The organism is Glycomyces amatae (assembly GCF_020991375.1).
Taxonomy (GTDB): domain Bacteria; phylum Actinomycetota; class Actinomycetes; order Mycobacteriales; family Micromonosporaceae; genus Glycomyces; species Glycomyces amatae.
Genome location: NZ_JAJLQZ010000003.1, coordinates 419,959 through 442,286, shown reverse-complemented (window position 1 = coordinate 442,286; position 22,328 = coordinate 419,959). Strand labels below are relative to the sequence as shown.

At 72.3% G+C, this 22,328-nt stretch carries 19 protein-coding genes; 10 read left to right on the top strand and 9 right to left on the bottom strand.

Annotated features, from left to right (window positions below):
- Window positions 1-419: 419 nt before the first annotated feature.
- Window positions 420-1,994 (bottom strand): helix-turn-helix transcriptional regulator, encoded by a 1,575-nt coding sequence (locus LO763_RS07190; RefSeq protein ID WP_230601280.1) that lies wholly within the window; start codon window positions 1,992-1,994, stop codon window positions 420-422.
- A gap of 128 nt (window positions 1,995-2,122) precedes the next feature.
- Here LO763_RS07190 and aceA point away from each other — a divergent pair, with 128 nt between their 5' ends.
- Both aceA and aceB read left to right on the top strand, forming a co-directional pair.
- Window positions 2,123-3,454: an isocitrate lyase gene (gene aceA, locus LO763_RS07185; RefSeq protein ID WP_230601279.1), complete on the top strand. Its 1,332-nt coding sequence runs from the start codon at window positions 2,123-2,125 to the stop codon at window positions 3,452-3,454.
- An 80-nt stretch (window positions 3,455-3,534) separates the two neighbouring features.
- Window positions 3,535-5,226, top strand: a complete 1,692-nt coding sequence (gene aceB, locus LO763_RS07180) for a malate synthase A (protein WP_230601278.1) — start codon at window positions 3,535-3,537, stop codon at window positions 5,224-5,226.
- A gap of 522 nt (window positions 5,227-5,748) precedes the next feature.
- Here the strand turns inward: aceB and LO763_RS07175 are convergent.
- The 4 genes from LO763_RS07175 to LO763_RS07160 form a co-directional block, all read right to left on the bottom strand.
- Window positions 5,749-7,485 (bottom strand): helix-turn-helix domain-containing protein, encoded by a 1,737-nt coding sequence (locus LO763_RS07175; protein ID WP_230601277.1) that lies wholly within the window; start codon window positions 7,483-7,485, stop codon window positions 5,749-5,751.
- Between the two features lie 93 nt (window positions 7,486-7,578).
- Entirely contained in the window at window positions 7,579-8,466 is an 888-nt protein-coding gene (locus LO763_RS07170) for a poly(ethylene terephthalate) hydrolase family protein (protein ID WP_230601276.1), read from the bottom strand.
- 122 nt (window positions 8,467-8,588) lie between these two features.
- Complete coding sequence (locus tag LO763_RS07165; RefSeq protein ID WP_230601275.1) at window positions 8,589-9,596, bottom strand: hypothetical protein; 1,008 nt, start codon at window positions 9,594-9,596, stop codon at window positions 8,589-8,591.
- Window positions 9,597-10,018: 422 nt separating this feature from the next.
- Window positions 10,019-10,726 (bottom strand): FadR/GntR family transcriptional regulator, encoded by a 708-nt coding sequence (locus tag LO763_RS07160; RefSeq protein WP_230601274.1) that lies wholly within the window; start codon window positions 10,724-10,726, stop codon window positions 10,019-10,021.
- Window positions 10,727-10,817: 91 nt separating this feature from the next.
- Between LO763_RS07160 and LO763_RS07155 the strand changes: the two genes are divergently transcribed.
- Both LO763_RS07155 and LO763_RS07150 read left to right on the top strand, forming a co-directional pair.
- A complete protein-coding gene (locus LO763_RS07155; protein WP_230601273.1) occupies window positions 10,818-11,333 on the top strand; it encodes a gluconokinase in 516 nt (171 codons plus the stop codon).
- 79 nt (window positions 11,334-11,412) lie between these two features.
- On the top strand, window positions 11,413-12,807 hold the full coding sequence (locus LO763_RS07150) for a GntP family permease (RefSeq protein WP_230601272.1): 1,395 nt from the start codon (window positions 11,413-11,415) through the stop codon (window positions 12,805-12,807).
- Window positions 12,808-12,863: 56 nt separating this feature from the next.
- Here LO763_RS07150 and LO763_RS07145 read toward each other — a convergent pair whose 3' ends face one another.
- A complete protein-coding gene (locus LO763_RS07145) occupies window positions 12,864-14,054 on the bottom strand; it encodes a M20 metallopeptidase family protein (RefSeq protein ID WP_230601271.1) in 1,191 nt (396 codons plus the stop codon).
- Window positions 14,055-14,196: 142 nt separating this feature from the next.
- Window positions 14,197-15,969, bottom strand: a complete 1,773-nt coding sequence (locus LO763_RS07140) for a bifunctional metallophosphatase/5'-nucleotidase (RefSeq protein WP_230601270.1) — start codon at window positions 15,967-15,969, stop codon at window positions 14,197-14,199.
- Window positions 15,970-16,157: 188 nt separating this feature from the next.
- Here LO763_RS07140 and LO763_RS07135 point away from each other — a divergent pair, with 188 nt between their 5' ends.
- The 6 genes from LO763_RS07135 (at window position 16,158) to LO763_RS07110 (ending at window position 20,416) form a co-directional block, all read left to right on the top strand.
- Window positions 16,158-17,162 carry a 2-dehydropantoate 2-reductase gene (locus LO763_RS07135; protein WP_230601269.1) on the top strand — a complete coding sequence of 335 codons (1,005 nt, stop codon included), beginning with the start codon at window positions 16,158-16,160 and terminating at the stop codon, window positions 17,160-17,162.
- A 125-nt stretch (window positions 17,163-17,287) separates the two neighbouring features.
- The gene (locus LO763_RS07130) at window positions 17,288-17,641 is read left to right on the top strand and encodes a YbaB/EbfC family nucleoid-associated protein (RefSeq protein ID WP_230601268.1); all 354 of its coding nucleotides are present in this window, start codon (window positions 17,288-17,290) and stop codon (window positions 17,639-17,641) included.
- Window positions 17,641-17,961 (top strand): type VII secretion target, encoded by a 321-nt coding sequence (locus LO763_RS07125; RefSeq protein WP_230601267.1) that lies wholly within the window; start codon window positions 17,641-17,643, stop codon window positions 17,959-17,961. The genes LO763_RS07130 and LO763_RS07125 overlap by 1 nt, the downstream gene beginning before the upstream one ends.
- Window positions 17,958-18,980, top strand: a complete 1,023-nt coding sequence (locus LO763_RS07120; RefSeq protein ID WP_230601266.1) for a WXG100-like domain-containing protein — start codon at window positions 17,958-17,960, stop codon at window positions 18,978-18,980. The genes LO763_RS07125 and LO763_RS07120 overlap by 4 nt, the downstream gene beginning before the upstream one ends.
- Complete coding sequence (locus LO763_RS07115) at window positions 18,977-19,225, top strand: hypothetical protein (protein WP_230601265.1); 249 nt, start codon at window positions 18,977-18,979, stop codon at window positions 19,223-19,225. Before LO763_RS07120 ends, LO763_RS07115 begins: the two co-directional genes overlap by 4 nt.
- Window positions 19,226-20,134: 909 nt before the next feature.
- Window positions 20,135-20,416 (top strand): hypothetical protein, encoded by a 282-nt coding sequence (locus tag LO763_RS07110; RefSeq protein WP_230601264.1) that lies wholly within the window; start codon window positions 20,135-20,137, stop codon window positions 20,414-20,416.
- 164 nt (window positions 20,417-20,580) lie between these two features.
- Here LO763_RS07110 and LO763_RS07105 read toward each other — a convergent pair whose 3' ends face one another.
- Window positions 20,581-21,657 (bottom strand): HAMP domain-containing sensor histidine kinase, encoded by a 1,077-nt coding sequence (locus tag LO763_RS07105; protein ID WP_230601263.1) that lies wholly within the window; start codon window positions 21,655-21,657, stop codon window positions 20,581-20,583.
- The gene (locus LO763_RS07100; protein WP_230601262.1) at window positions 21,654-22,325 is read right to left on the bottom strand and encodes a winged helix-turn-helix domain-containing protein; all 672 of its coding nucleotides are present in this window, start codon (window positions 22,323-22,325) and stop codon (window positions 21,654-21,656) included. The genes LO763_RS07105 and LO763_RS07100 overlap by 4 nt, the downstream gene beginning before the upstream one ends.
- Window positions 22,326-22,328 lie beyond the last annotated feature (3 nt).

Genomic DNA, 22,328 nt, shown 5'->3' with positions numbered 1-22,328 from the left:
ACAGCGCACCGCCGGGGAGGGCCGATACGGCATATGGTTTATGCCATCGTTGCCTTGGGGTTCTTGGGTTTGTCGATCCTGGTGTACATAATCGGTGCCTTCCATACCTTCTCCTTTGCGATCGATGAGCAATGTAATGCATATGGCGCTGGGGATTTTGTGGAATATAACGAGGGCTTCGCGCCGCTTAGTGGCGAGCTTACCTGCTCGGAGCGAACCATACAGCTGATACCCTCATGGGTCAATCCAACGATATATGCTCTTCTCGCTCTCGCTGCTGTCTCTGGATCGGTTGCCTTTGTTTTGCGGCGTCAGCTGCAAATTAGAAGGAAGGCTGAGTCTGTACCTAGGCAGGCCTTAGCGGGGCTTATCTGAACCTGGGTCCTAGCATAATGTGCCAATTAAATAGTTTAAGAACGCTAGCGCTGGGAGTGGCGTTCCAGGAACTGGTAGACCTCGGTCTCGTCCACTCCCGGGAAGGAGCCTATCGGCATCGCCGCCAGTTGGGAGCTCGCGGCTCTCGCCGTGGGCCAGACCTGGCCCGCCCAGGCTTCTGACAGGGCCCTCGGCGGGTTGCGGCAGCAGTCCGGGTCCGGGCAGCGGGAGACCGACCTCGCTCGGGTCTCCTTGCCCCTGAACCACTTCGCCGCCTCGTACGGGACGCCGATGCTCAGGGAGAACAGCCCGTCCGGGCTTCTTTCCGTTCGGGCCGTGCACCAGTAGGTGCCCGTCGCCGTGTCGGTGTACTGGTTGAACGCGTTGAACTTGTCCGGCACGTCGAAGACCTGCCGGCTCGTCCAATAGCGGCAGATCGGCTGTCCTTCGATCGCGCCCGTGGGGTCGGCGGGGAACGCCACGTCGTCGTTCTCGTACGCCTTGAAGATGATCCCCGACTTGTGCACCTTCTGGAAGTGCGTCCGGATGCCCAGGTGGTGCGTCGCGAGGTTCGTGAAGCGGTGCGCCGCCGCCTCGTACGAGACCGCGAAGTTGTCCCTCAGGTCCTCCACGGCCACTTCCTTGCCCGCCATGCCCTGCCGCAGGAACGCCACCGCGCTCGACTCCGGGATGAGGAGGGCCGCCGCCAGGTAGTTCGTCGCCACTCTCTGCCCCAGGAACTCCAGGTACGTCCCCGGCACCCCGTGCTGGAGCACGTAGCTGGCGAGCGCCTGGAGCAGGACCGTGCGTGGGTCGTGCGAACCGGTGCCCACCTGCGTCAGGTAGATCCGCCGGTGCTTCAGGTCCGTGACCGAGCGCGTCGAGTGCGGCAGGTCGTCCACGTGGTGCAGCGTGAACCGCAGGTGCGCGGCCAGGTCCGCGATCTGCTGCTGCGACAGCGGCCCGCTCGCGTACCCGACGTTGCGCAGGAGCGTGCGGGCCTCGGCCTCGATGTCGCCGAAGTAGTTGTCCTTCTCCCGCATCCGCCGTCGCAGCTCCGTGTTCGCCCGCCGCGCCTCCTCAGGGGTCGCCGTGTGCAGGTTGACCTGCCGGTCCACCTCCCGGTGGAGCCCCACCAGCGCCTCCAGCATCTCGGTGGGCACCCGCGAGGACGGCTTGACGCTCGGCAGCCCCAGCGACCGGTACTGCGCGCTCCGCTGCGCCCGCTCCAGCTCGATCTCCAGCGCCACGCGGCGGTTCGGCGGCTCGGCGCCGAGCAGCTCGTCGGAGGAGACGCCGAGCGCCCGGGCCAGGGCCCGCAGCATCGACAGCTTCGGCTCCTTCTTGCCGTTCTCGATCAGCGAGAGCTGCGACGCCGCCGCCCCCACCACCGCGCCCAGGTCGTCCAGGCTCATCTCCCGCTGCTTGCGCAGGTGCCTGATCTGCTTGCCCAGGCTGATGAGGTCCACGGTGATGTCGTCCGCCGCCAGCTCCGCGGCCTCGGCCGCCCCCCACGGCCGGTGCGCGGCGGGCGCCGCGTCGGCCCCGCGCTGCCTCGGCCTGCCCGTTTTCGGGGCCTCGGTCTGCGGCCGCTCGCCGCCCGTCGACAGGTTCGTCATTTCCCCAGTATCGCGAAGAAACGTCATTCTTTCCACCGCAAACGGCTCCCCAGGCCTCCAGATCGATGAAAGATTGCCATTACCTGCAAGTAATGACCGCGCTGCGGTCCCGAAGTTCGGAGCCGACGATGTCCGACAGCCACCAGAGCACCGCCAACGACAGCGCCGCGAACGACACCGGCCTCGCCGCCGAACGGCTCGCCCTCGACTGGGCCTCCAACCCGCGCTGGGCCACCACGGTGCGCGACTACACCGCCGCCGACGTCGTGCGCCTGCGCGGCCGCGTCACCGAGGAGCACACCCTCGCCCGCCGCGGCGCGGAGCGCCTCTGGACCCGGCTCACCGAGGACGCCGCCACCGGCGGCTACACCCACGCGCTCGGCGCCATGACCGGCGGCCAGGCCGTCGAGCAGGTCAAGGCCGGCCTGCGCGCCGTCTACCTCTCCGGCTGGCAGGTCGCCGCCGACGCCAACCTCGCCGCCCAGACCTACCCCGACCAGTCGCTCTACCCGGCCAACTCCGTGCCCCAGGTCGTGCGCCGCATCAACAACGCCCTCATGCGCGCCGACCAGATCGAAGCGGCCGAAGGCGTCCGGTCGGTCGAGGACTGGCTCGTGCCCATCGTCGCCGACGCCGAGGCCGGCTTCGGCGGCCCGCTCAACGCCTTCGAGCTCATGAAGGCCATGATCGCCGCCGGCGCCGCCGCCGTCCACTGGGAGGACCAGCTCGCCTCCGAGAAGAAGTGCGGCCACCTCGGCGGCAAGGTCCTCATCCCCACCGCCCAGCACCTGCGCACGCTCAACGCCGCGCGCCTGGCCGCCGACGTCGAAGGCGTCCCCTCCCTGCTCATCGCCCGCACCGACGCCGAGGCCGCCACGCTGCTGACCGCCGACGTCGACGAGCGCGACCGGCCCTTCCTCACCGGCGAGCGCACCCCCGAGGGCTACTACCGGGTGCGGGGCGGCATCGAGTCCTGCATCGCCAGGGCCAACGCCTACGCGCCCTACGCCGACCTGCTGTGGATGGAGACCGGCACGCCCGACCTCGAGGCGGCCCGGACCTTCGCCGAGGCCGTCAAGGCCGAGCACCCCGAGCAGATGCTCGCCTACAACTGCTCGCCGTCGTTCAACTGGCGCCGCCACCTCGACGACGACACCATCGCCAAGTTCCAGCGCGAACTCGGCTCCATGGGCTTCACGTTCCAGTTCATCACCCTCGCCGGGTTCCACGCGCTCAACCACTCCATGTTCGACCTCGCCCACGGCTACGCCCGCGACGGCATGAGCGCCTACGTGGACCTCCAGGAGCGCGAGTTCGCGGCCGAGGAGCGCGGGTACACCGCCACCAAGCACCAGCGCGAGGTCGGCACCGGCTACTTCGACCTCGTCACCGCCGCCCTCAACCCGACGGCCGAGACGCTCGCGCTCGCCGGGTCCACCGAGGCGGGACAGTTCCACTGACCGCTCCACGACCGGGAAGCGGCGCGGACCGCGCCGCCGACACGTACACGGCGCCTGCCACAGAAGGAGAGACGACCACCATGGTGACCACATCCGAGACGCGCACGGGCCTCAGGACCGGCACCGGTCCCGAGACGAGCACTGACGCGGGGATCACGGTCAAGGGGCCCCGCATCGACCGCCAGGACGAGATCCTGACGCCCGAGGCGCTGGCGTTCATCGCCGCCCTCCACCGGGCCTTCGCGCCCCGCCGCCAGGAGCTGCTCCAGCGCCGCCAGGAGCGGCGCGCCCAGATCGCCAACGGCTGCGACCCCAAGTTCCTGCCCGAGACCGCCGAGGTGCGCGACGACTTCTCCTGGAGCGTCGCCGCCCTCGCACCGGGCCTGGAGGACCGCCGCGTCGAGATCACCGGCCCCTGCGACCGGAAGATGGCCGTCAACGCCCTCAACTCGGGCGCGAAATGCTGGATGGCCGACCTGGAGGACTCCTCCACACCCAACTGGCACAACGTCATCGACGCGCAGGTGAACCTGCGCGACGCCATCGAGCGGCGCATCGACTTCATCTCCGAGCAGGGCAAGGAGTACCGCCTCACCGGCGAGACCCTCACCGACCTGCCTACGATCATCGTGCGCCCCAGGGGATGGCACCTCGCCGAACTGCACCTGCGCGTCGACGGCCTGCCCGTCGCCGGGTCCCTCGTGGACTTCGGCCTGTACTTCTTCCACAACGCGCACCGGCTCATCGAACTGGGCCGCGGCCCCTACTTCTACCTGCCGAAGCTCGAGTCGCACCTCGAGGCGCGGCTGTGGAACGACGTGTTCATCGTCGCCCAGGACCTCCTCGGCCTGCCCCAGGGCACCATCCGGGCGACCGTCCTCATCGAGACCATCACCGCGGCCTTCGAGATGGAGGAGATCCTCTACGAGCTGCGCCGCCACTCCTCGGGGCTCAACGCCGGGCGCTGGGACTACATCTTCTCGGTCATCAAGAACTTCCGCTGCCGGGGGCCGCGCTTCGTGCTGCCCGACCGCGACCAGGTCACGATGACCGCGCCGTTCATGCGCGCCTACACCGAGCTGCTCGTGCGCACCTGCCACCGGCGCAGCGCCTCCGCGATCGGCGGCATGGCCGCGTTCATCCCCAACCGCCGCGACCCCGAGGCGAACGCCGCCGCCCTGGAGAAGGTCCGCGCCGACAAGGCCCGCGAGGCCGACGACGGCTTCGACGGCTCCTGGGTCGCCCACCCCGACCTGGTGCCGGTCGCCACGGCCGTGTTCGACGAGATGCTCGGCGGCGTGCCGAACCAGATCGACCGGCAGCGCGAGGACGTGGTGCCGGACGCGGCGGCCCTGCTCGAGGTGGCCAGCACGCCCGGCGAGATCACCGAGACCGGCATCCGCAAGAACCTCGAGGTCGGCGTCCGCTACCTCGAGTCGTGGCTGCGCGGCAACGGCGCCGCGGCGATCAACAACCTCATGGAGGACGCCGCGACCGCCGAGATCTCGCGCTCGCAGATCTGGCAGTGGATCAACGCCGAGGCCAGGACCGACCAGGGCCGCACCGTGACCCGGCGGTGGGTCGAGGAGCTGCTGCGCGAGGAGTTCGACGGGTTCGAGCGCTTCGAGGGCGACCGCTTCGACGACGCGCTCGCGGTCTTCACCGAGTGCGCGCTGGGGGAGGACTACCCGACCTTCCTGACCCTCCCGGCCTACACCAGGTTCCTGGTGTTAACGGCCGCGGTCGGGCCGAGGCGATCGATCCCCAGGTGATCCCTCGGAGACGGGGCGGCCGGCGCGGGCTACTGTGCCGCGCCGGCCGCCCGCCCGCGCGCCATGCGAATCCGGCTCGCGAACGCCCGAATGTCGTACCCCGGGCGCAGGGTTGAACCGAGGGCCCAGTGGTGTCCGATTTGCCGGGACCCTCCGTTCACGTTCGGCTGCACCGGCGTAGCCTTTCGCTGCCGGGAGCCGGGAGCCGGGAGCCGGGAGCCGGGAGCCGGGAGCCGGGAGCCGGGAGCCGGGAGCCGGGAGCCGGGAGCCGGGAGCCGGGAGCCGGGAGCCGGTCTTCGGGCACGACGGAGCGGACGGTGGATCTGCGGCGCCCCCGGTTCAACAGTGCCCGGCGGGTACGACAATCCGGGGCGGCTGTCCTCCGACGCCTGGCCGGACTTCTGCCGGGTATGCTGATATATATCGGCGACGATGTAGTTGATCTCTCCGTGATCTGCGGCGACGGAGGAGCGGCGGCCCCGGGTTCCGCGTTCGCCGTGCGCTTCCGGAGCGGCCCCGGGTTCAGCGTTCGCCCTGCGCTCCCGGGGCGGCCGCCACCATGCGGGCCAGTTCCACCCGGGAGCGCACCCCCAGGGCGGCGAAGATGCTCCTCAGGTGGTGGTCCACCGTCCTGACGCTGAGCGAGAGCGCCTGCGCCACTTCCCGGTTGGTGGCCCCTGTCGCCACCTTTCGCGCGATCCGCAGCTGGTGCGGGGTGAGCGCGTCCAGAGCGCTTCCGGGATGCTCGCCCCCTGCGGCCCGCTCGATGCGCGCCGCCTCGGGTCTCCGCGGCGCGGCGCCCGGTTCGCCGGTCGCCCGCAGCTCTTCGCGCGCCTGCTCGGCCCAGCCCGCGGCCCCGCTGCGTTCGAAGCCGTGGAGCGCGTCCCGCAGGACCGTTCTCGCCTGGCGCGGCCGCCTGCGGCGGCGCAGCCACTTGCCGTAGAGCAGCAGCGTGCGCGCCCGCTCGAAGTCGCCCGCCTCATCGGAGTGCAGCCGCACGGCCTGCTGGAACAGCGCATCGGCCGTCTCCGGTGCGCTCTTCGCCGGCGCGACCGCCCTGCCGGCCGGTTCGGGGGCGGCCGCGTCCGAGGCCGCGATCAGTGCCTCGGCCCGGGCGAGCTGCGCGGCGGCCGCCCGGTCGATGCCGAATCCGGCCCACGCCCGGAACTCCTCGGCGACCGTCCGCGCCTCCTCGGTCCGGCCCGCCAGCACCGCCGCCTCGATGAAGCAGGGCATCAGCAGGGGCCGCACCGCGAAGTGGCCGCCGCCGGGGCGGACCAGGTCGCGCAGGCGCGTGGCGGCCGCCTCCGGGCGTCCCGCCCCGAGGTCGGTCCTCGCCAGCGCCCATTCGGCGAGGGCGGCGGTCTGCGCCAGTCCGTGGCGCCGCGCGGTCGCCAGCGCCATGGCGGCCTCGCTCGCGGCGGCGGCGTCGTCGCCTTCGACCGATGCGGTCAGCGCCAGGACGGCCCGGTGGTGGGCGGCGGTGTTCGCCGCGCCCGTCCGGAGGGCGGCCGCGAGGCCGTCGCGGGCCCGGGAGCGGGCGCGGGCGTGGCGTCCGGCGCGCATCTCGGCGTAGGCCAGGTACTCGAGGGCCCTGGGCACCAGGTCGTCGCGGCCTTCGGTGCGGGCGTCGGCCAAGGCGCGCATGCCGATCTCGCATGAGGCGGTGACGTCGCCGAGGAGCAGCGCCGCGACGGCGGCGAGGTGGAGCGTCTCGGGGGAGCGGTCGCCTTCGGCGCGGGCGAGGACGCGCCGGAGCGGGCCGAGGGCGTCGAGCGGGGCCTGGTCGATGAGGCCTTTGAGTCCGAGGAGGTAGTCGGCGCGGGGGTCGGAGCCGGGGGCGAGGGCGCGGCGGGCGGTGTCGAGGGCCGCGGTGCAGGCGCGGTGCTCGCCCGCCGACCAGGCGGCGCCGGCGGCGGCGACGGTCGCGGTGAGGGCCAGGCGGGGCGCGGTCGGTGCGGCGAGGGTCGCGGCCAGGGTGAGGGAGGCGTAGGCGTCGCCCAGGGGTCCCGACGCCAGGGTGCGGAGGCCGGCGGCGAGGGCGGTCCTGGCCGCGTCCTCGGTGGAGGCGGCGGTGACGTGGACGGTGAGCGTGGTCCCCGCCGTGTCGGGTTCGCGGAGGCGGCGGGCGTCGGCGGCGGTGAGGACGAGGGCGGTGCTGCCGTCGTCGAGGCGGCGGAGGGTGGCGGTCAGGGGCGCTTCGGCGGGCCGCGCGGGCGGGGTGGCCCGGGCGGGGTGCCGCAGTGCGCTCCGTCCCATCCGTCCATCGTACAAAACCGACCGGTCGGTTTAAAAGGGTTGAGCGCGAGAAAACGGGCGGCGGCTTCGGCCGCCGCCCGTTTCCCGCGGTCGCTAGCCGAGCGGGCAGGTGCCGCGCGACTCCTCGACCGCACTGCCGTTGGGCAGCGGGCAGAGGAACTGGTCGTAGCGGGTGTCGTCGTCCACGAAGCGCTTCAGCCACGAGATCGAGTACTTCGCGATGGTCGTGTTCGAGGTGTTGGGCGCGAAGTGCGAGGCGCCGTTGAGCTCGATGTACATCTTCTCGGCCGAAGTGGGGATCGAGTTGTAGAACGGCACGGAGTGGGTGGCGACCGGGGCGATCGAGTCGTTCTCGGCGCCGAAGATGAGGGTCGGGGTGGACAGGGAGGTCCAGGACTTGGTGGTGTGCCAGGGGGTCAGCGGGATGCTGGCCTGGATGTCGGGGTTCTCCCGGGCGGCCTCGAGGGACCCGCCGCCGCCCATGGAGTGGCCCATGACGGCGAGGCGGTCGGCGTCGACGCGGCCGCGCACGTCGCTGCGCTCGGTGAGGTAGTCGAGCGCGGCCTGGAGCTGGTCGGCGCGCTGGCCGGGCTGGTCGAGGGTGGTGTTGGTGTCGATGGTGAAGACGACGAAGCCCTGCGAGGCGAGCCGGGGGCCGAGCCAGGCGATCGAGGACTCGTAGGCGGTGAACCCGGGCGAGATCACGACGGCGCCGAAGTCGCCGTCCGCGGTGGTGCTCGGGTAGTAGATGGTGCCGCCGCCGAAGCCGATCACGAGCGAGGAGACGCTCGTGCTCGACACCGAGTAGTGGCCCCGGAGCGCCTCGATGCTGGACTCGGTGGGGTCGGGGCCGCGCTCGTACGGGTTGTCCTGGGCGGCCGCGCCCGGGGCGTTCACGGTGCCGAAGCCGACCACCGCGGCCAGGAGCGCGGCGAGGAAGGCGGCGGCGAGGTGGCGCCGGTGTCTGGTCGTTGCGTGCATGTGCGTCCTCCTTGAAGCGAGCATCAAGTGATGGACGTAAATATGTCCTGGCGGTGGCCGTGCGCGCATCGGTGAAATCACCGGTCCTCGCGGGGCGGTGCGTGACGTACTACCGGTGCCCTTTACCGGGCCGCGGCCGAGCGGGCCTTCATCCCGGAGCCCCGCGCGGCGGCGTAGGCGGCGTCGTAGAGGCGCTGCATGGACCTGACGGCCGAGCGCACCTCCTGGAGGTAGCCGCTGGCGGTGTGGGGCTTGCGGAGGTGCGGTTCGAGGAGCGCGGCGGGGTCGACGCCGACGGTGTCCACGGCGCACCCGTAGGGCAGTCCCATGTGGGCGATGGCGTCGCAGTGCTGGAAGGCCGTGTACGGCGAGGAGGTCACGACCAGGACGCTGTCGCCCGGCGCGAGGTCGACCACCTCGTCGGCCCAGAAGCGGCAGGTGTCCACCGTGTCGGCCCGGCGGCGGTCCGGCCGGGAGGAGGGCGCGGCCACGGCCCGGACGGTCATGGGCCCGGCCTCGTAGGTCGCGACCTTCCAGGCCCGGCCCGGCGCGGTGCGCGGGTCGCCGCCCTCGTCCACGCGCGGCTCGCCGCGGAGGTCGAAGGCGCGCTTGAGGCTCGCCTCGATGGCGTCCACTTCGAACCCGTGGTGGGGGAGGCCGCTCACGGCGGCCGCCTCCAGGTCGGCGTCGCCGAGGCGGCGGAAGCCGCCCACGCCGGTGACGTTGTCGGCGGTGACGCCGTCGGAAAGGAGCTCGGCGGCGAAGCGGGTGCGGAACAGGCAGGAGGCGACGAGTCCGCCGAGGACGAGGACGTGCGTGTAGTGCCTGCGGTAGGGCTTCGCGTCCGCGCCGAGGCCGAGGGCGATCGCGGCGTCGGCGACGAGGCGCTCCTGCTCGGGGCCGAGCGGGGCCGGGGCGGTCTCGTGCCGCTCGCGTCCGGCCCGGAAGTCCCAGTGGACGGCCGAGAAGGCCTCCAGGTAGGCCAGGTCGTCGGCGGTGCCGGTGCCGGGCAGGGCCCCGCCGTGGGGTTCGAGGAGGCGGCGGATCGGCTCGGAGCCGACCCAGGCGGCGACGTCGGCGAGGAGCGAATGCGGGCCTGCGGCCCGACCATCGTAGTGCGGCAGTCGCACTGGTCCGAATCCGTGCATGGCTGATCCGATCTGCAATGGTGTCGCGGCCTTGTGAGCCGTGGTGGTGTTGTGGCACATGCTAATCGGTTACAGCGTGTACTTCTCTGGTCAGACCAGGAGAAACGCCGTGTCGCCGTACAAATACGCTCCCGCCGTGAACGGGGCGCGGCGGTGCGCCGGATGCGCGGTTTCACCGCGAATGCGGCCGGCCCGGCCCGCCCTGGTGGTGGAAAAGCATGCATCGCCGACTACTAGGCGCAGTGAAGGCTCCTTACCGTTGCATCGGTTGCCGTACCGTCGCGGCGGGCGGGGATCGTCCCGTCGCCGGAGAGGGGTGCCGATGTCTTCTCGGGGCGGACCTGTCACCGATGCGCGTTCGCATCCGGCGTGAGGGGTATTACCCCTATTCGGAGGTTTGAAACCTAGTTCGGCAGCATTGCGCCCCGCACCTCGGTCAGCAGCTCGCCCATGGCGCGCTCGGCGTCGGCCGACCGCCCGGCGGCCACGGCCTGCGCGACCGTCTCGTGCAGGTCGAGCGCCTCGGGCACCGGCTTGTGGGGCATGAGTCCGAGCTGGGTGCGGCCCTGGAGGACCGCGGCCACGGCGTCGGCGAGGGCGCCGAACATCTCGTTCCCGCTGGCCTGCAACAGGAGCGTGTGGAACTCGACGTCGCGCTCCATGAACTCGGTGAGCTCCCCGGCCTCGCCGAGGCGGCGCAGGACCGCGGCGAGCTCGACGATGCGCGAGCGCTGCGCGTGCGTGGCGGCCCGGGCCGCCGCTCCGGCGGCGAGGGGCTCGACCGCGATCCGCAGCTCGGTGAGGGTGCGCAGCTGGGCGCCGTAGCCGGTCCCCGACAGCCGCCACCAGATGACCCTGGGGTCGAAGACGTTCCACGCCTCGATGGGGCGCACGGTGATGCCGACGCGCCGGCGGGACCGCACCAGGCCCTTGGACTCCAGGACGCGCATGGCCTCGCGGGCGACGGTGCGGGAGACGGCGAAGCGCTCCTGGATCCCCTCGAGGGTGAGGACGTGCCCGGCGGGCAGCTCGCCGGAGGCGATCTCCATGCCGAGTTTCTCCAGCACGGGTTCGTGGAGTCCCGTGCCGGTGTGGTTGCGCCTGTCGCCCATGGGGGAATCCTATCCGGGGTCGGGTTGCACCGCGTTTCGAATGGTGTTACCTTTCCCCGGAAAAGATACTACCTTTCAATGAGGAGGGGCCATGCCGACGACCTGCCTGGTGGTCATGGGAGTCTCGGGTTCGGGCAAGAGCACGATCGCGGCGCTGCTCGCCGACCACCTCGACTGGCCCATGGCCGAGGCCGACGAGTTCCACCCCGAGTCCAACATCGCCAAGATGGAGTCCGGCGTCCCCCTCACCGACGCCGACCGCGGACCGTGGCTGCGGCGCCTGCGCGACTGGATCGGCGAGCGCGCCGCCTCCGGCCAGTCGACCGTGGTCACCTGCTCGGCCCTCAAACGCGCCTACCGCGACCTGCTGCGCGAGGCCGAGACCCGGGTCCTCTTCGTGCACCTGGCCGGCAGCCGCGAGCTCATCGCCGGGCGCCTCTCGGGCCGCTCCGGGCACTTCATGCCCCCCAGCCTGCTCGACTCGCAGTTCGCCGACCTCGAACCGCTCGGCGAGGACGAGGACGGCATCGCCGTCGAGGTCACCGCCACCCCCGAGGAGATCACGAACGCGGTCATCGCCGCCCTCGACGCCCCCGTCCCCGACTGACGGCATCGCCCCGTTCCCCTCTGTTCCAACCGAACGGCGTCACCCCCATTCCCCCGGATAAGCAAAGGAGCTTGCACACATGGAAATGGACTGGACCCAGACCCTGGGAGCGGGACCGCTCCTGGGGATAGCCGCGGGAGCCGTCGCGCTCCTGCTGGTCCTCATCATCTGGCTGCGCGTCCACGCCTTCCTCGCCCTGATCACCGTCTCGGTGCTCACCGCGTTCGCCACCGGCATCCCCGCCCAGTACCTCATCCCGACCCTCACCGCCGGGTTCGGCACCACCCTCGCGAGCGTCGCGCTCCTGGTGGGCCTCGGCGCCATGCTCGGACGCCTCGTCGAGGTCTCCGGCGGCGCCAAGGCCCTGACGGACATGCTCATCGCCAGGTTCGGCGAGCGGCGCGCGCCGCTCGCCCTCGGCGTGGCCTCGCTGATCTTCGGCTTCCCGATCTTCTTCGACGCGGGCCTGGTCGTCATGCTGCCGATCATCTTCGCGGTCGCGCGCCGCCTGGGCGGCGGCGTCCTCAAGTACGCCCTGCCCGCGGCGGGGGCGTTCTCGGTCATGCACATCTACGTGCCCCCGCACCCCGGCCCCGTCGCCGCCAGCACCCTGCTCGGCGCCGATGTCGGCCTCGTGGTCGCCCTCGGCCTCCTCATCGCCGTCCCCACCTGGTACGTCACCAGCTACCTGTACGGGCTGTGGATCGGCCGCCGCATCGAACTGCCCGTCCCCGACGTCCTCTCGGGCGGCCCGCAGGCCGAGGACCCCGAGAACCCGCCCCGCGCCCGCACCGTCATCGCGCTGCTGCTGCTCCCGCTCGTGCTCATCTTCCTCGACACCGGCCTCAACACCGCCGGCGAAGCGGGCTGGGTCGACGCGGACGCGACCTGGTTCAACGTGGCCCGCGCCGTCGGCGCGACCCCGATCGCGCTGCTCATCACCGTGTTCGTCGCCAGCTACGTGCTCGGCGTGCGCCGCGGGCGCACCCGCGACTGGATCGAGGACCTGCTCGACAAGGCGCTCGGCCCGGTGTGCGCGATCATCCTCGTCACCGGCGCGGGCGGCATGTTCGGCGGCGTGCTGCGCACCAGCGGCATCGGCGAGGCCCTCTCCGACGCCCTCTCGGGGATCGGACTGCCGGTCATCGTGGCGGCATTCCTCATCGCGACCGCGCTGCGCGTCGCCCAGGGCTCGGCCACCGTCGCCCTGACGGCCGCGGCCGGGCTGGTCCAGCCGGTCGTCGCCGGCGGCGACTACAACGCGGTTCAGCTGGCCGCGCTCGTGCTCGCCCTCGCGGCCGGCTCGGTCATGATCAGCCACGTGAACGACTCCGGGTTCTGGCTGGTCGGCCGCTTCCTCGGCATGGACGTCAAGACCACGCTGCGGACCTGGACGGTCATGGAGACCACCATCGGCCTCATGGGCTTCGGCCTGGCCTGCGCGGTCTACGCGGTCGCCGCGGCCGCGGGCTGACCCGCGGGAGACGACGAGGGGGAGGCCGGCCGGCCTCCCCCTCGCCCCGTGTCCGTCTAGCCGCGGTCCATGCGGCGGACCGCCAGCTCCGCGAGGAGCGCCGCGCCGTCGGCGAGCACCGAGTCGTCGAACGCGGCCCGCGGGGAGTGGTTCGAGGCCCCCTCGGCCGGGTCGTCCTTGACGGTGGCGCCGTAGAACATGTAGCTGCCCGGCACCGCCTCCAGCACCCGCGAGAAGTCCTCCGAGCCCATGATCGGCTCGGGCATCTCGGCGTACCGGCCCTCGCCGAACAGGTCCTTCACGGTGTCGGCCACGAACGCCGCCTCGTCCGCGTCGTTCACCGTCGCGGGGTACTCGCGCTCGAACCGGACCTCGGCGGTCAGGCCGTGCGCGGCCGCGATGCCCTCGACGAGCGCGACCGACTCCTTCTCGACCTGCGCGAGCGCCTCCTCCGAGAAGGTGCGCACCGTCGCCTCGAACGTCGCGGTGTCGGGGATGATGTTGTGCCGCGTCCCGGCGTGGAAGGTGCCCACCGTGATCACGATCGGCTCGAACACGCTGAAGCGGCGCGTGATGAGCGTCTGGAGGGCGGTGACGATCTCGGCGGCGACCGGGATCGGGTCCAGGGTGGTCTGCGGGCGCGAGCCGTGCCCGCCCTTGCCGACCACGGTCACGAACAGCCCCGACGAGGCCGCCATCATGGGCCCCGGGCGGGTGGTGAACACCCCGCGCGGCACCATGTCGGAGATGACGTGCAGGCCGTAGGCCGCGTCGACCCGCCGCCCGGCCGCCTCGAGCACGCCCTCGGCGATCATGTGCCCGGCGCCGTCCCAGCCCTCCTCGCCCGGCTGGAACATGAACACCACGTCCCCGGCGAGCTCGTCCCGGTGCGCCGCGAGCAGCTTCGCGGCGCCCACGAGGCCGGCGGTGTGCAGGTCGTGCCCGCACGCGTGCATCGTGCCCTCGTGCTCGGAGGTGAAGTCGACGCCCGACTCCTCGGTCACCGGCAGGGCGTCCATGTCGCCGCGCAGCAGCACCGCCGGGCCCGGCCGGCCGCCGCGCAGGACGGCGGTGACGGCCGTTGAGCTCTGCCCGAGGGTGATCTCGAGGGGCAGCCCTTCGAGGGCCGCCAGCACGGCCGCCTGCGTCCGGGGCAGGTCGAGGCCGATCTCGGGGATCTTGTGGAGCTCGCGGCGCAGCGCGATCAACTCGCCTGCGATGGCGGCGGCTTCTTCCCGAAAGTCCATATGCGCTCCTGGGCGTGTCGACGGGGTCCTGTCACTAGCCGGGCGGTAAGCCCGCCTGGTAGGGGCAATACTGCCACGGCCGCCGCGGGCGCGGACAGGACCCGGCGGCGCCGCGGCCGCCCGGCCGCGGCGCCGCGCGCGCCTACGCGAAGACCGGCGCGCCCTCGCGGGTCAGGAGCCAGTCCACCGACGCGAACTCGGCCGGGTCGAGCGCGCCCTGGGCGGTCACCCACTCGATGATCCGGGTGCGGATCTCGGTCGACTCGCTCCACAGCTCCTCGGCCGCGGCCACGTGCGGGAAGTTCCCGCCCCCGTTGGCCCGGTAGTTGTTGACCGCCAGGACGAACCGCTGGTCGTCCGCCACCGCGGCCCCCGCGTACGTGAGGTTCGCGATCCGCGAGCCCGCCGCCTGCGCGATGTCGATCTCGTAGGCGAGCCCCGAGACGTAGTCGTAGTTGTAGTCCGGGCGCCCGCCCGCGTTCGTGATCGCCTCGGGGTCCAGCTCGGCCCCGGCCGCGGTCTGCACGAAGTACTCCGCCGAGTACTCGAGGTAGTCCCGCAGCTGCGCGCCCGTCAGGAGCTTCGCGGACAGGGTGTTGTCGTAGACGTACAGGCTCGAGAGGTCCTTGATCCTGACGTCCCCGGCCGGGATGAGCGAGGTCCGCGAGAACGGCGAGGCCTGCGCGACCACCGGCAGGTCCGCGTGCCCGGTGCCCGCCAGCGCCGCCTTCACCACGTCCTCCTGGACCTTGGTGATGAGGTCGATGATCGGCTCGTCCTTGAAGCGGGCCTCGGCCGTGTCGAGGTCCACCGCCGCCTGGCCGACGACCTGGTTGACGTAGGCGACGACCTCCTGGTGCTCGCCGGTGAGGATCTCCACGATCCGCTCGTCCTCCTCGACGGCGTTGGAGTTGAGCACCGAGGCGCCGGCCGACTCGACCCGCCACCGGCCGCGCTCGAAGACCAGGTCGAAGTCGAACACGGTGAGGCGCTGGCCGTAGCAGAGCGGTTCGGACAGGACCACCTCGCGCCCGTCGGGGCCGGTCACGCGGGTCTCGGGGATCTCCTCGTGGGCGTGGCCCACCAGGATCGCGTCGACGCCCGGGACGGTCTCGGCCACGATCTTGGAGGCGTTCTCGATCCCCAGGCCCGTGGAGGTGTCGTACGCGGAGGTCCCGGAGGTGCCCGAGTGGGCGGAGACGATGACGACGTCGGCTCCCTGCTCCTTCAGCTTCGGCACCCAGTAGGCCGCCTCGGACTCCAGGCTCGGGAACTCCAGGACGCCCTCGACGTAGGCCTTGTCCCAGATGGTCACGCCCGGGGTGCACAGGCCCAGGATCGCGACCTTGACGTCCTTGCCGCGCGGGGTGCGCAGGCGCGCCATGTGGTAGGGCGGGAAGGCGGGGCGGCCGGTCGCGGCGTCGACGACGTTGGCGCCCAGGAGCGGGAACTCGAGCTGGGACTCGAACTCGCGGAGCGTGTCGAGCCCGTAGTTGAACTCGTGGTTGCCCAGGGCGGCGGCGTCGTAGCCGATCTCGTTCATCGACCGGGCCATGGGGTGGACGGGCCCGGCGTCGGCGGCGATGGGGTCGACGCGGGCGTAGTAGTAGGCCAGGGGCGTGCCCTGGATCGTGTCCCCGGCGTCGATGAGGAGGGTGTTGCCGCGGCCGCGGTCCTCGCGGACCTCCTTCACCAGGGTGGCGATGCGGGCGATGCCGCGGGTGTTGCCCTCGGCGTCGCTGTAGGCCGTGTCGCCGAAGTAGTCCCAGTTGAAGACGTTGCCGTGCAGGTCGGTCGTGCCCATCACGGTGAACGAGTAGCGCTTGGCCCCCTTCGCCTGGGCCGGGGACGCGGCCAGGGCGGCGGCGGCCCCCGCGGCCGACGCGCCGAGGAGGGTTCTGCGGTTGACTGCCATATGAAGGAGCTCCTTGCTCGGGGAAAATGCGAGGGATGTCTGGAGTATTGCACCTGACCTCGGGTGTCATCCCATGACCCCATCTTGAACGACGAATGAACCCGCCGCGGCGAATCCGCGCACGACGGGCGCCCCGGCGGACCGCGCGGGCCGTCCCGCGTTGCGCCGCAGGGCGGTAGCATCCGGAGATGATCTGCGTGTACGGCGCCGGGAGCATCGGCTGCTACGTCGGCGGGCGCCTGGCCGCCGCCGGCGCCGAGGTCGCCTTCGTCGGCCGCCGGCGCCTGGCCGACGAGATCGCCGCCCACGGCCTCACCCTCACCGACCTGCGCGGCGCCGAACGGCGCGTCGACGCGCCCCGCTACGAGACCGGCCCCGACGCCGCCGCGGCCGCCGCCGAAGCCGACCTCGTGCTCGTCACCGTCAAGTCCGCGGCCACCGCCGATGCGGCCGACCAGCTCGCCGCGCACCTGCGGCCCGGCGCGGTCGTCGTCAGCCTCCAGAACGGCCTGCGCAACGCCGCCGTCCTGCGCGAGAAGCTCCCCGAGGCCGCCGTCCTGGCCGGGATGGTCGCCTTCAACGTCGTCCGCACCGGCCCGGGCCGCTTCCACCGCGGCACCGACGGCGGCCTCGAAGTCCAGGACGACCCCGCGCTCGACGCCGCCGCCGAGCGCTTCGACCGGGCCGGACTCCCGCTCGCGCGCCACGCCGACCTCACCGGCGTCCAGGCCGCGAAACTCCTCCTCAACCTCAACAACCCCCTCAACGCCCTCTCGGGCCAGCCGCTCAGGACCCAGCTGTCGCAACGGGTCTTCCGCCGCTGCCTCGCCCTCGCCCAGCGCGAGGCCCTCGCCGCCTACAAGGCCGCCGGGATCGCGCCCGCCAAGACCGCCGGGGTCGACTCGCGGCTCCTGCCGCTCCTGCTCGGCCTGCCCGACGCCGTGTTCACCCGCGCCGCCGCCAAGATGCTCGCCATCGACCCGCTCGCCCGCTCCTCCACCTGGGACGACCTCGAGGCCGGGCGCCCCACCGAAGTGGACTACCTCAACGGCGAGATCGCCGCCCTCGCCGCCGAGCACGGCCTCGCCGCACCCGTCAACGAGCGCCTCACCGCCCTCGTCCACGCCGCCGAGCAGGGCGGCCGCCGCGACTGGACCGGCCCCGAGCTCCTGGCCGAACTGCGCCGCGCCTGAGGCCGAAACGGTGCCCCGCCGGTCCCGGTCCGTTCAAGATCGTGCCATCGCAAGTTCACTCTCGTTGCCTAGCTTGGGTTCTCACCATCAAGCTCAGTATGCGAGCGCTACAGCGAAGGGCGACGATGCGCACTCCTGAAGAGATCATGCAGGACCTGGACGCCCGGGTGGCCCAGATCCAGGAGCAGGCCGGACACGCCGAGCAGCTCCTGGCCGCCTCCGAGACCACCGCCGCCAGCGACGACGAGACCGTCACCGTCACCGTGAACGCCGGCGGCGCCCTCACGGACCTCCGCTTCTCCCCGCAGTTCCGCGGCATGTCCGCCAACGGCCTCACCGACCTCGTCCTCGCCACCTACCGGCAGGCCGTCGAGGAGTCGAGTCAGAAGACCGCCCAGATCATGTCCGGCCTCCTCGGCGCCGACTCCGAGGCCATGGGCGTCATCAACGGCTTCACCCAGCCGCACCGGGAGCCCTGATGCCCCAGGTAGACCCCCAGCAGCTGCGCGACCACGCGAACCGGCTCGTCAACGGCCCCATGCCGATCGTCGTCCAGGCCGCCGACGCCGCCAAGCAGGTCCGCCTCGGCGACGAGAACGCCTACGGCATCGTCTTCGCCCAGCTCATCCCGCCCGCCCTGGACCTGTTCCTCGACGACGGCTCCGAGACCCTCGACGCGATCGACGACCTCGGCAACGGCTTCGCGACCGCGCTCAACCAGACCGCGACCCGGTACCAGACCGACGACGAAGAGGTCGCCGCCGTCTTCGACGCACTGCTCAAGGAGCTCGGCACGTGAACGCCAACCCCCTCATCGCCGCCGAAGAACCCACGCCGATGCCCCAGAGCGCCAAGATCTTCTACGGCGTCTACAAGGCCGGCCAGTCCTACGGCCAGGTCATCACCCAGGGCAAGGTGGACGTCGGCGACATCGCCTCCTCCACCTTCTCCCTCGGCCTCGACGCGCTCTCGTTCATCTCCAACCCCTTCAAGCACCTCGTGCAGGCGGGCGTCTCCTGGCTGTTCGAGCACATCGCGTTCCTGCGCGAACCCCTCGACTGGCTCGCCGGGGACCCCCAGGCCATCAAAGCCCTGGCGACGACCTGGAACAACATCGCCATGGCCCTCCACGACGCCGCCACCGGATGGACCACCGAACTCCAGTCCGCCACCGACTGGGACGGCGCCGACGCCGAGGCCTACCGCCAGAGCGCCGCCGCCTTCGGCGAGGTGATCGACGGCGCCGCCGGCGGCGCCGAGTGGACCGCGAACCTCATCACGGGCGCGGGCGTCCTCATCGGCATCACGCGCACCATGTTCCTCGAGATCATCTCCAACTTCATCGCCGAGGCGATCATGTGGATCCTCAGCGCCCTCGCCACCGCCGGGTTCACCTTCGGCGCCACCGCGGCGGCCGCCGTCGCCCGGGTCGTCTCCAAGGCCGTCGGCGTCTTCGGGGACATGGTCCGCAAGCTCGGGGAGCTCATGACGAAGCTCGGCCGCTGGGTCGTCTCCCTCCGCAAGTTCGGCACCGGCTCCACCGGCCTCAAGAAGGCCCTCGACGGCGCCACCGACCAGCTCCTCAAGGGCGGCGGGAAGGTCCTGATGGGCGCCGGGGACAAGGCCGCGAGCGGGGCGAGGCGCCTGGACAACCTCTCCGACGGGCCGCTCCTGCGGTCGTGGGACCCGCTCAAGAACAGCTGGAAGAACCCCATCGACACGATGAAGACCGTGAAGTACACCGGCAACTCCGTGGCGGCGGGGGAGAACGAGTACAGCCGGATGCAGGCCGAGCGGGAAGCCAACGGCGGCCCGTGACCTGGTTCTTCGCCGCGGCGGGCGCGGTCCTCGCGGTCCTCGCCGCCGCCGCGCTGCCCTCCTGGCGGCGCCGGCGGCGCCAGGAGCGGGCCGAGGCGCTCGCCGCGCTCACCGACGAGCAGCGCGCCGAATACGAGCGGCTCACCTCCGAACGGGTCAGGCGCGAGGCCGAAGCGGACGCCGAACGCGCCCGCGCCGAAGCGCTCATCCGCGAACAGGACGAACGGGAGCGCGGCACCACCTGACCGGAACGCGGTTGGTCAAGGCGTCGGTGCCGGTAGGGAGCCGGGGTCGGCTTCAGGCGGCGAGAAGGCGCGTGCCGGATTGATGTGGGTGCGCGGGGGCGGGCTGCGGGGTTCGAGCTGAGGGCGGCGGCGATGGAGGGGTGGGGTGGCGCCGGGGTGGGTGGCTCGGTTGCCGGTGGCGCCGGGGTAGCGGTCAGGGCGGCGGCGACGAAGCGGTGTGCGCGGGGCTGGGGACGGCTGGCGGGCCCGAGGTAGTGGAGGGTCGGGCGGGCGGGGCGCCATTGTGGATCCGGTGGTCGGTGTTGTTGCGGGACAGGGGCACCGGTGGAAACGTGAGGGTTCTCTACCCGTGTGGGTGTTGCCGGGGTGGGGCTATCGGGGGGATGATTGGTGGTACGTACAGGGTTACGGAATCAGTGCAAGCGAACGAGATGTGTTCATTTAATGCAGACTACGACAGCCTCTGGCCGCTCGTACCGCCCACTGGTGTCGGGGCCGCCCTCGCAGCTAGGACGGGGGTTGTTTGTCCCGCGTTCCGGTCCTGCGCTGGTACCACCGTCACCGCGGTCTACGGGCATGTGACGGGAGTGCGGCCTCCTTGAGGAGGTACCGCCGGCCAGCACAGTCGGAGTCCCGCACACACCCCCAGGCGTATCCAGCACACCCCCCGACCACCACCGACAGGACAGGAGGGGAAGACCCGACAGGCCCGGCAGGTCCACACGCCAGGCAGGACCGGCGGGACCGGCAGGCCATGGCCGCACGGCGGCGGCTACTCGACGGCGATGCGAGACCCGGCCGCGAGAGCCCGCTGCGAGGCGGCGCCGCCAGGCGAGGCGATCACCATCGCGACCATCACCGCGTATCCGCCAGGACGCGACCACGCCTTTGGAAGGAGGTGAACCCACCATGACCACGACGACCACGACGACCACGACGACCACGACGACCACGACGACGATGCCTTGCGCCGCGACTCCTGCGGCACGCACCGCGCGCCAGGCCGCCCGGCGGCAGGCCGCCTGGTCGAACCCGGCAGCCACCGACACCACCGCCACCGCAGCGACGACCGGCAGCAACTCCACCGCACCACCGACGACCGGCCGAGCCGCCGCAGCGAGGACCCGCCCGGCCCCGGCAGGCCACCCCGGCCCCGCCACCACACCGCCGCCGCCTGAACACCAGGCATGAACCCGCCCCGCGCCAGCCTCCACGGCACCGTCGCCGACTGTTCGAGCACCGGCCGCCGACCAGCCCGGCTTCGGCGACCCACCCCCGCCGATACCTCGCCCCTTCGTCGCCGAGCGCCTGAACACCGACCGAAGGCCGACTCGCCCGACTGAACGGCATCGCCCCTAACCGGCATGGTCCGGACCCGCGGAGCCGTCCGGCAGGGACAGCCGGAACCGGCACCCGCGCATCGAGTCCAGCAGCACCACCTCGCCGCCGTGCGCCTGCGCGATCTGCCGGGCGATCGGCAGCCCCAGCCCCGTGCCCGGCGCGACCTCGCCGCGCCAGAACCGCTCGAAGACCCGCTCGCGCTCCGCTGCGGGAATCCCCGGCCCCTCGTCGGACACCACCACCTCGACCGCCCCGGCCCCGCGCGTCACCGCGACCTCCACGGCCGTCCCCGCCGGCGCGTGCTTGACGGCGTTCCCCACCAGGTTCGCGATCGCCCGCCGCACGCTCGGCCCGTCCACCGGCGCCTCCGCGCTCGCCGCGCCGCCGAGGCGCACCGCGACCGAGCGGGCCGCCGCGGCCGCCTCGATCTCCGCGACCACCGCGCGCGCCAGCGCCGCCACGTCGGTCGCGCGCCGGTCGATCACCCGGGCCCGGCCCCGCGCGTCCACCAGCAGCTCGCCCACGGTGCCCCGCAGCCGCTCGGCCGCGTCCCGGCTGCGCTCCAGACCCTCCCGGTACAGCTCCAGGGTCGGCTCGGGATGGGCCAGCAGCACCTCCGCGCCGGTGATGAGGACCGCCAGCGGCGTCCGCAGCTCGTGGCTGGTCTCCTCGACCAGCCTGCGCTGCACCCGCGCCGAGCGCTCCAACCGGTCGAGCATCGCGTCGAACGCGGCCGCCAGGCCCCGCGCCTCGGTCGTGCCCTGCGCCGGGCCGACCCGCAGCCCCAGGTCCGAGGCCTCGATCCGCTCGGCGGCGGCGCGGACCCGCTCGAACGGGCGCACCGCCCGCCCCGACCACCACCACGCGAGCCCGGCCGCGACCGGCAGCAGGACCACCACGGTGAGGACCGTCCAGCCGGTCGGGGCCACGCCGGTGTCGGTGACGGTGCGGGACACACCGTCCGGGCCGGTCTCGGTCACCTGCCGCTCGTCGATCGCGGTGACCGCGAACAGCAGCACCACGGGCAGGTAGACCGCGAGGAACCCGGTGAGCGCCAAGCGGACCCGCAGGGACTGGAGCGCGCCGGTCACGGCGCCTCCCGCAGCCGGTAGCCGACGCCGGTCACCGTCTCGACGGGCCCGGGCTCGCCGAGCTTGCGGCGCAGGCGGCTCAGGATGACCCGCACCGAGGCGGTGAACGGGTCGGCCTGCGCGTCCCAGACGTGCTCGAGCAGGTCCTCGGCGGTGATCGTCCGCCCCGGATGGTGCATGAAGTACCGCAGCATGGAGAACTCCCTCGGTGTCAGGCGCAGTTCGCGCCCCGCGCGCCAGGCCCGGTGCGCGGCGGTGTCCAGGCGCAGGTCGCCGACCTCGACCACGGCCCCGGCGGCGTCGGCGCGCCGGGCCAGGGCCCGCAGCCGCGCCGCCAGCTCCCGGAAGCTGAACGGCTTGACCAGGTAGTCGTCCGCCCCGGCGTCGAGCCCGGCGACCCGGTCCTCCACGGCGTCGCGGGCGGTGAGCACCAGGAGGCGGCGGGGGCGCCGCAGCGCCGGGTCGGCGCCGAGGCGCCGCACGAGGTCGAGGCCGTCGCCGTCCGGCAGGCCCAGGTCCAGGCAGGCGACGTCGAAGTCGTTGCAGCACAGGAGCTCCTCGGCCTCGGCGCAGGTCGTCGCGAGGTCGACCGCGTAGGCCTCGTTGCGCAGCCCCAGCGCCAGGACCGGGCCCAGGTCCCGGTCGTCCTCGACCAGCAGGATGCGCAACGG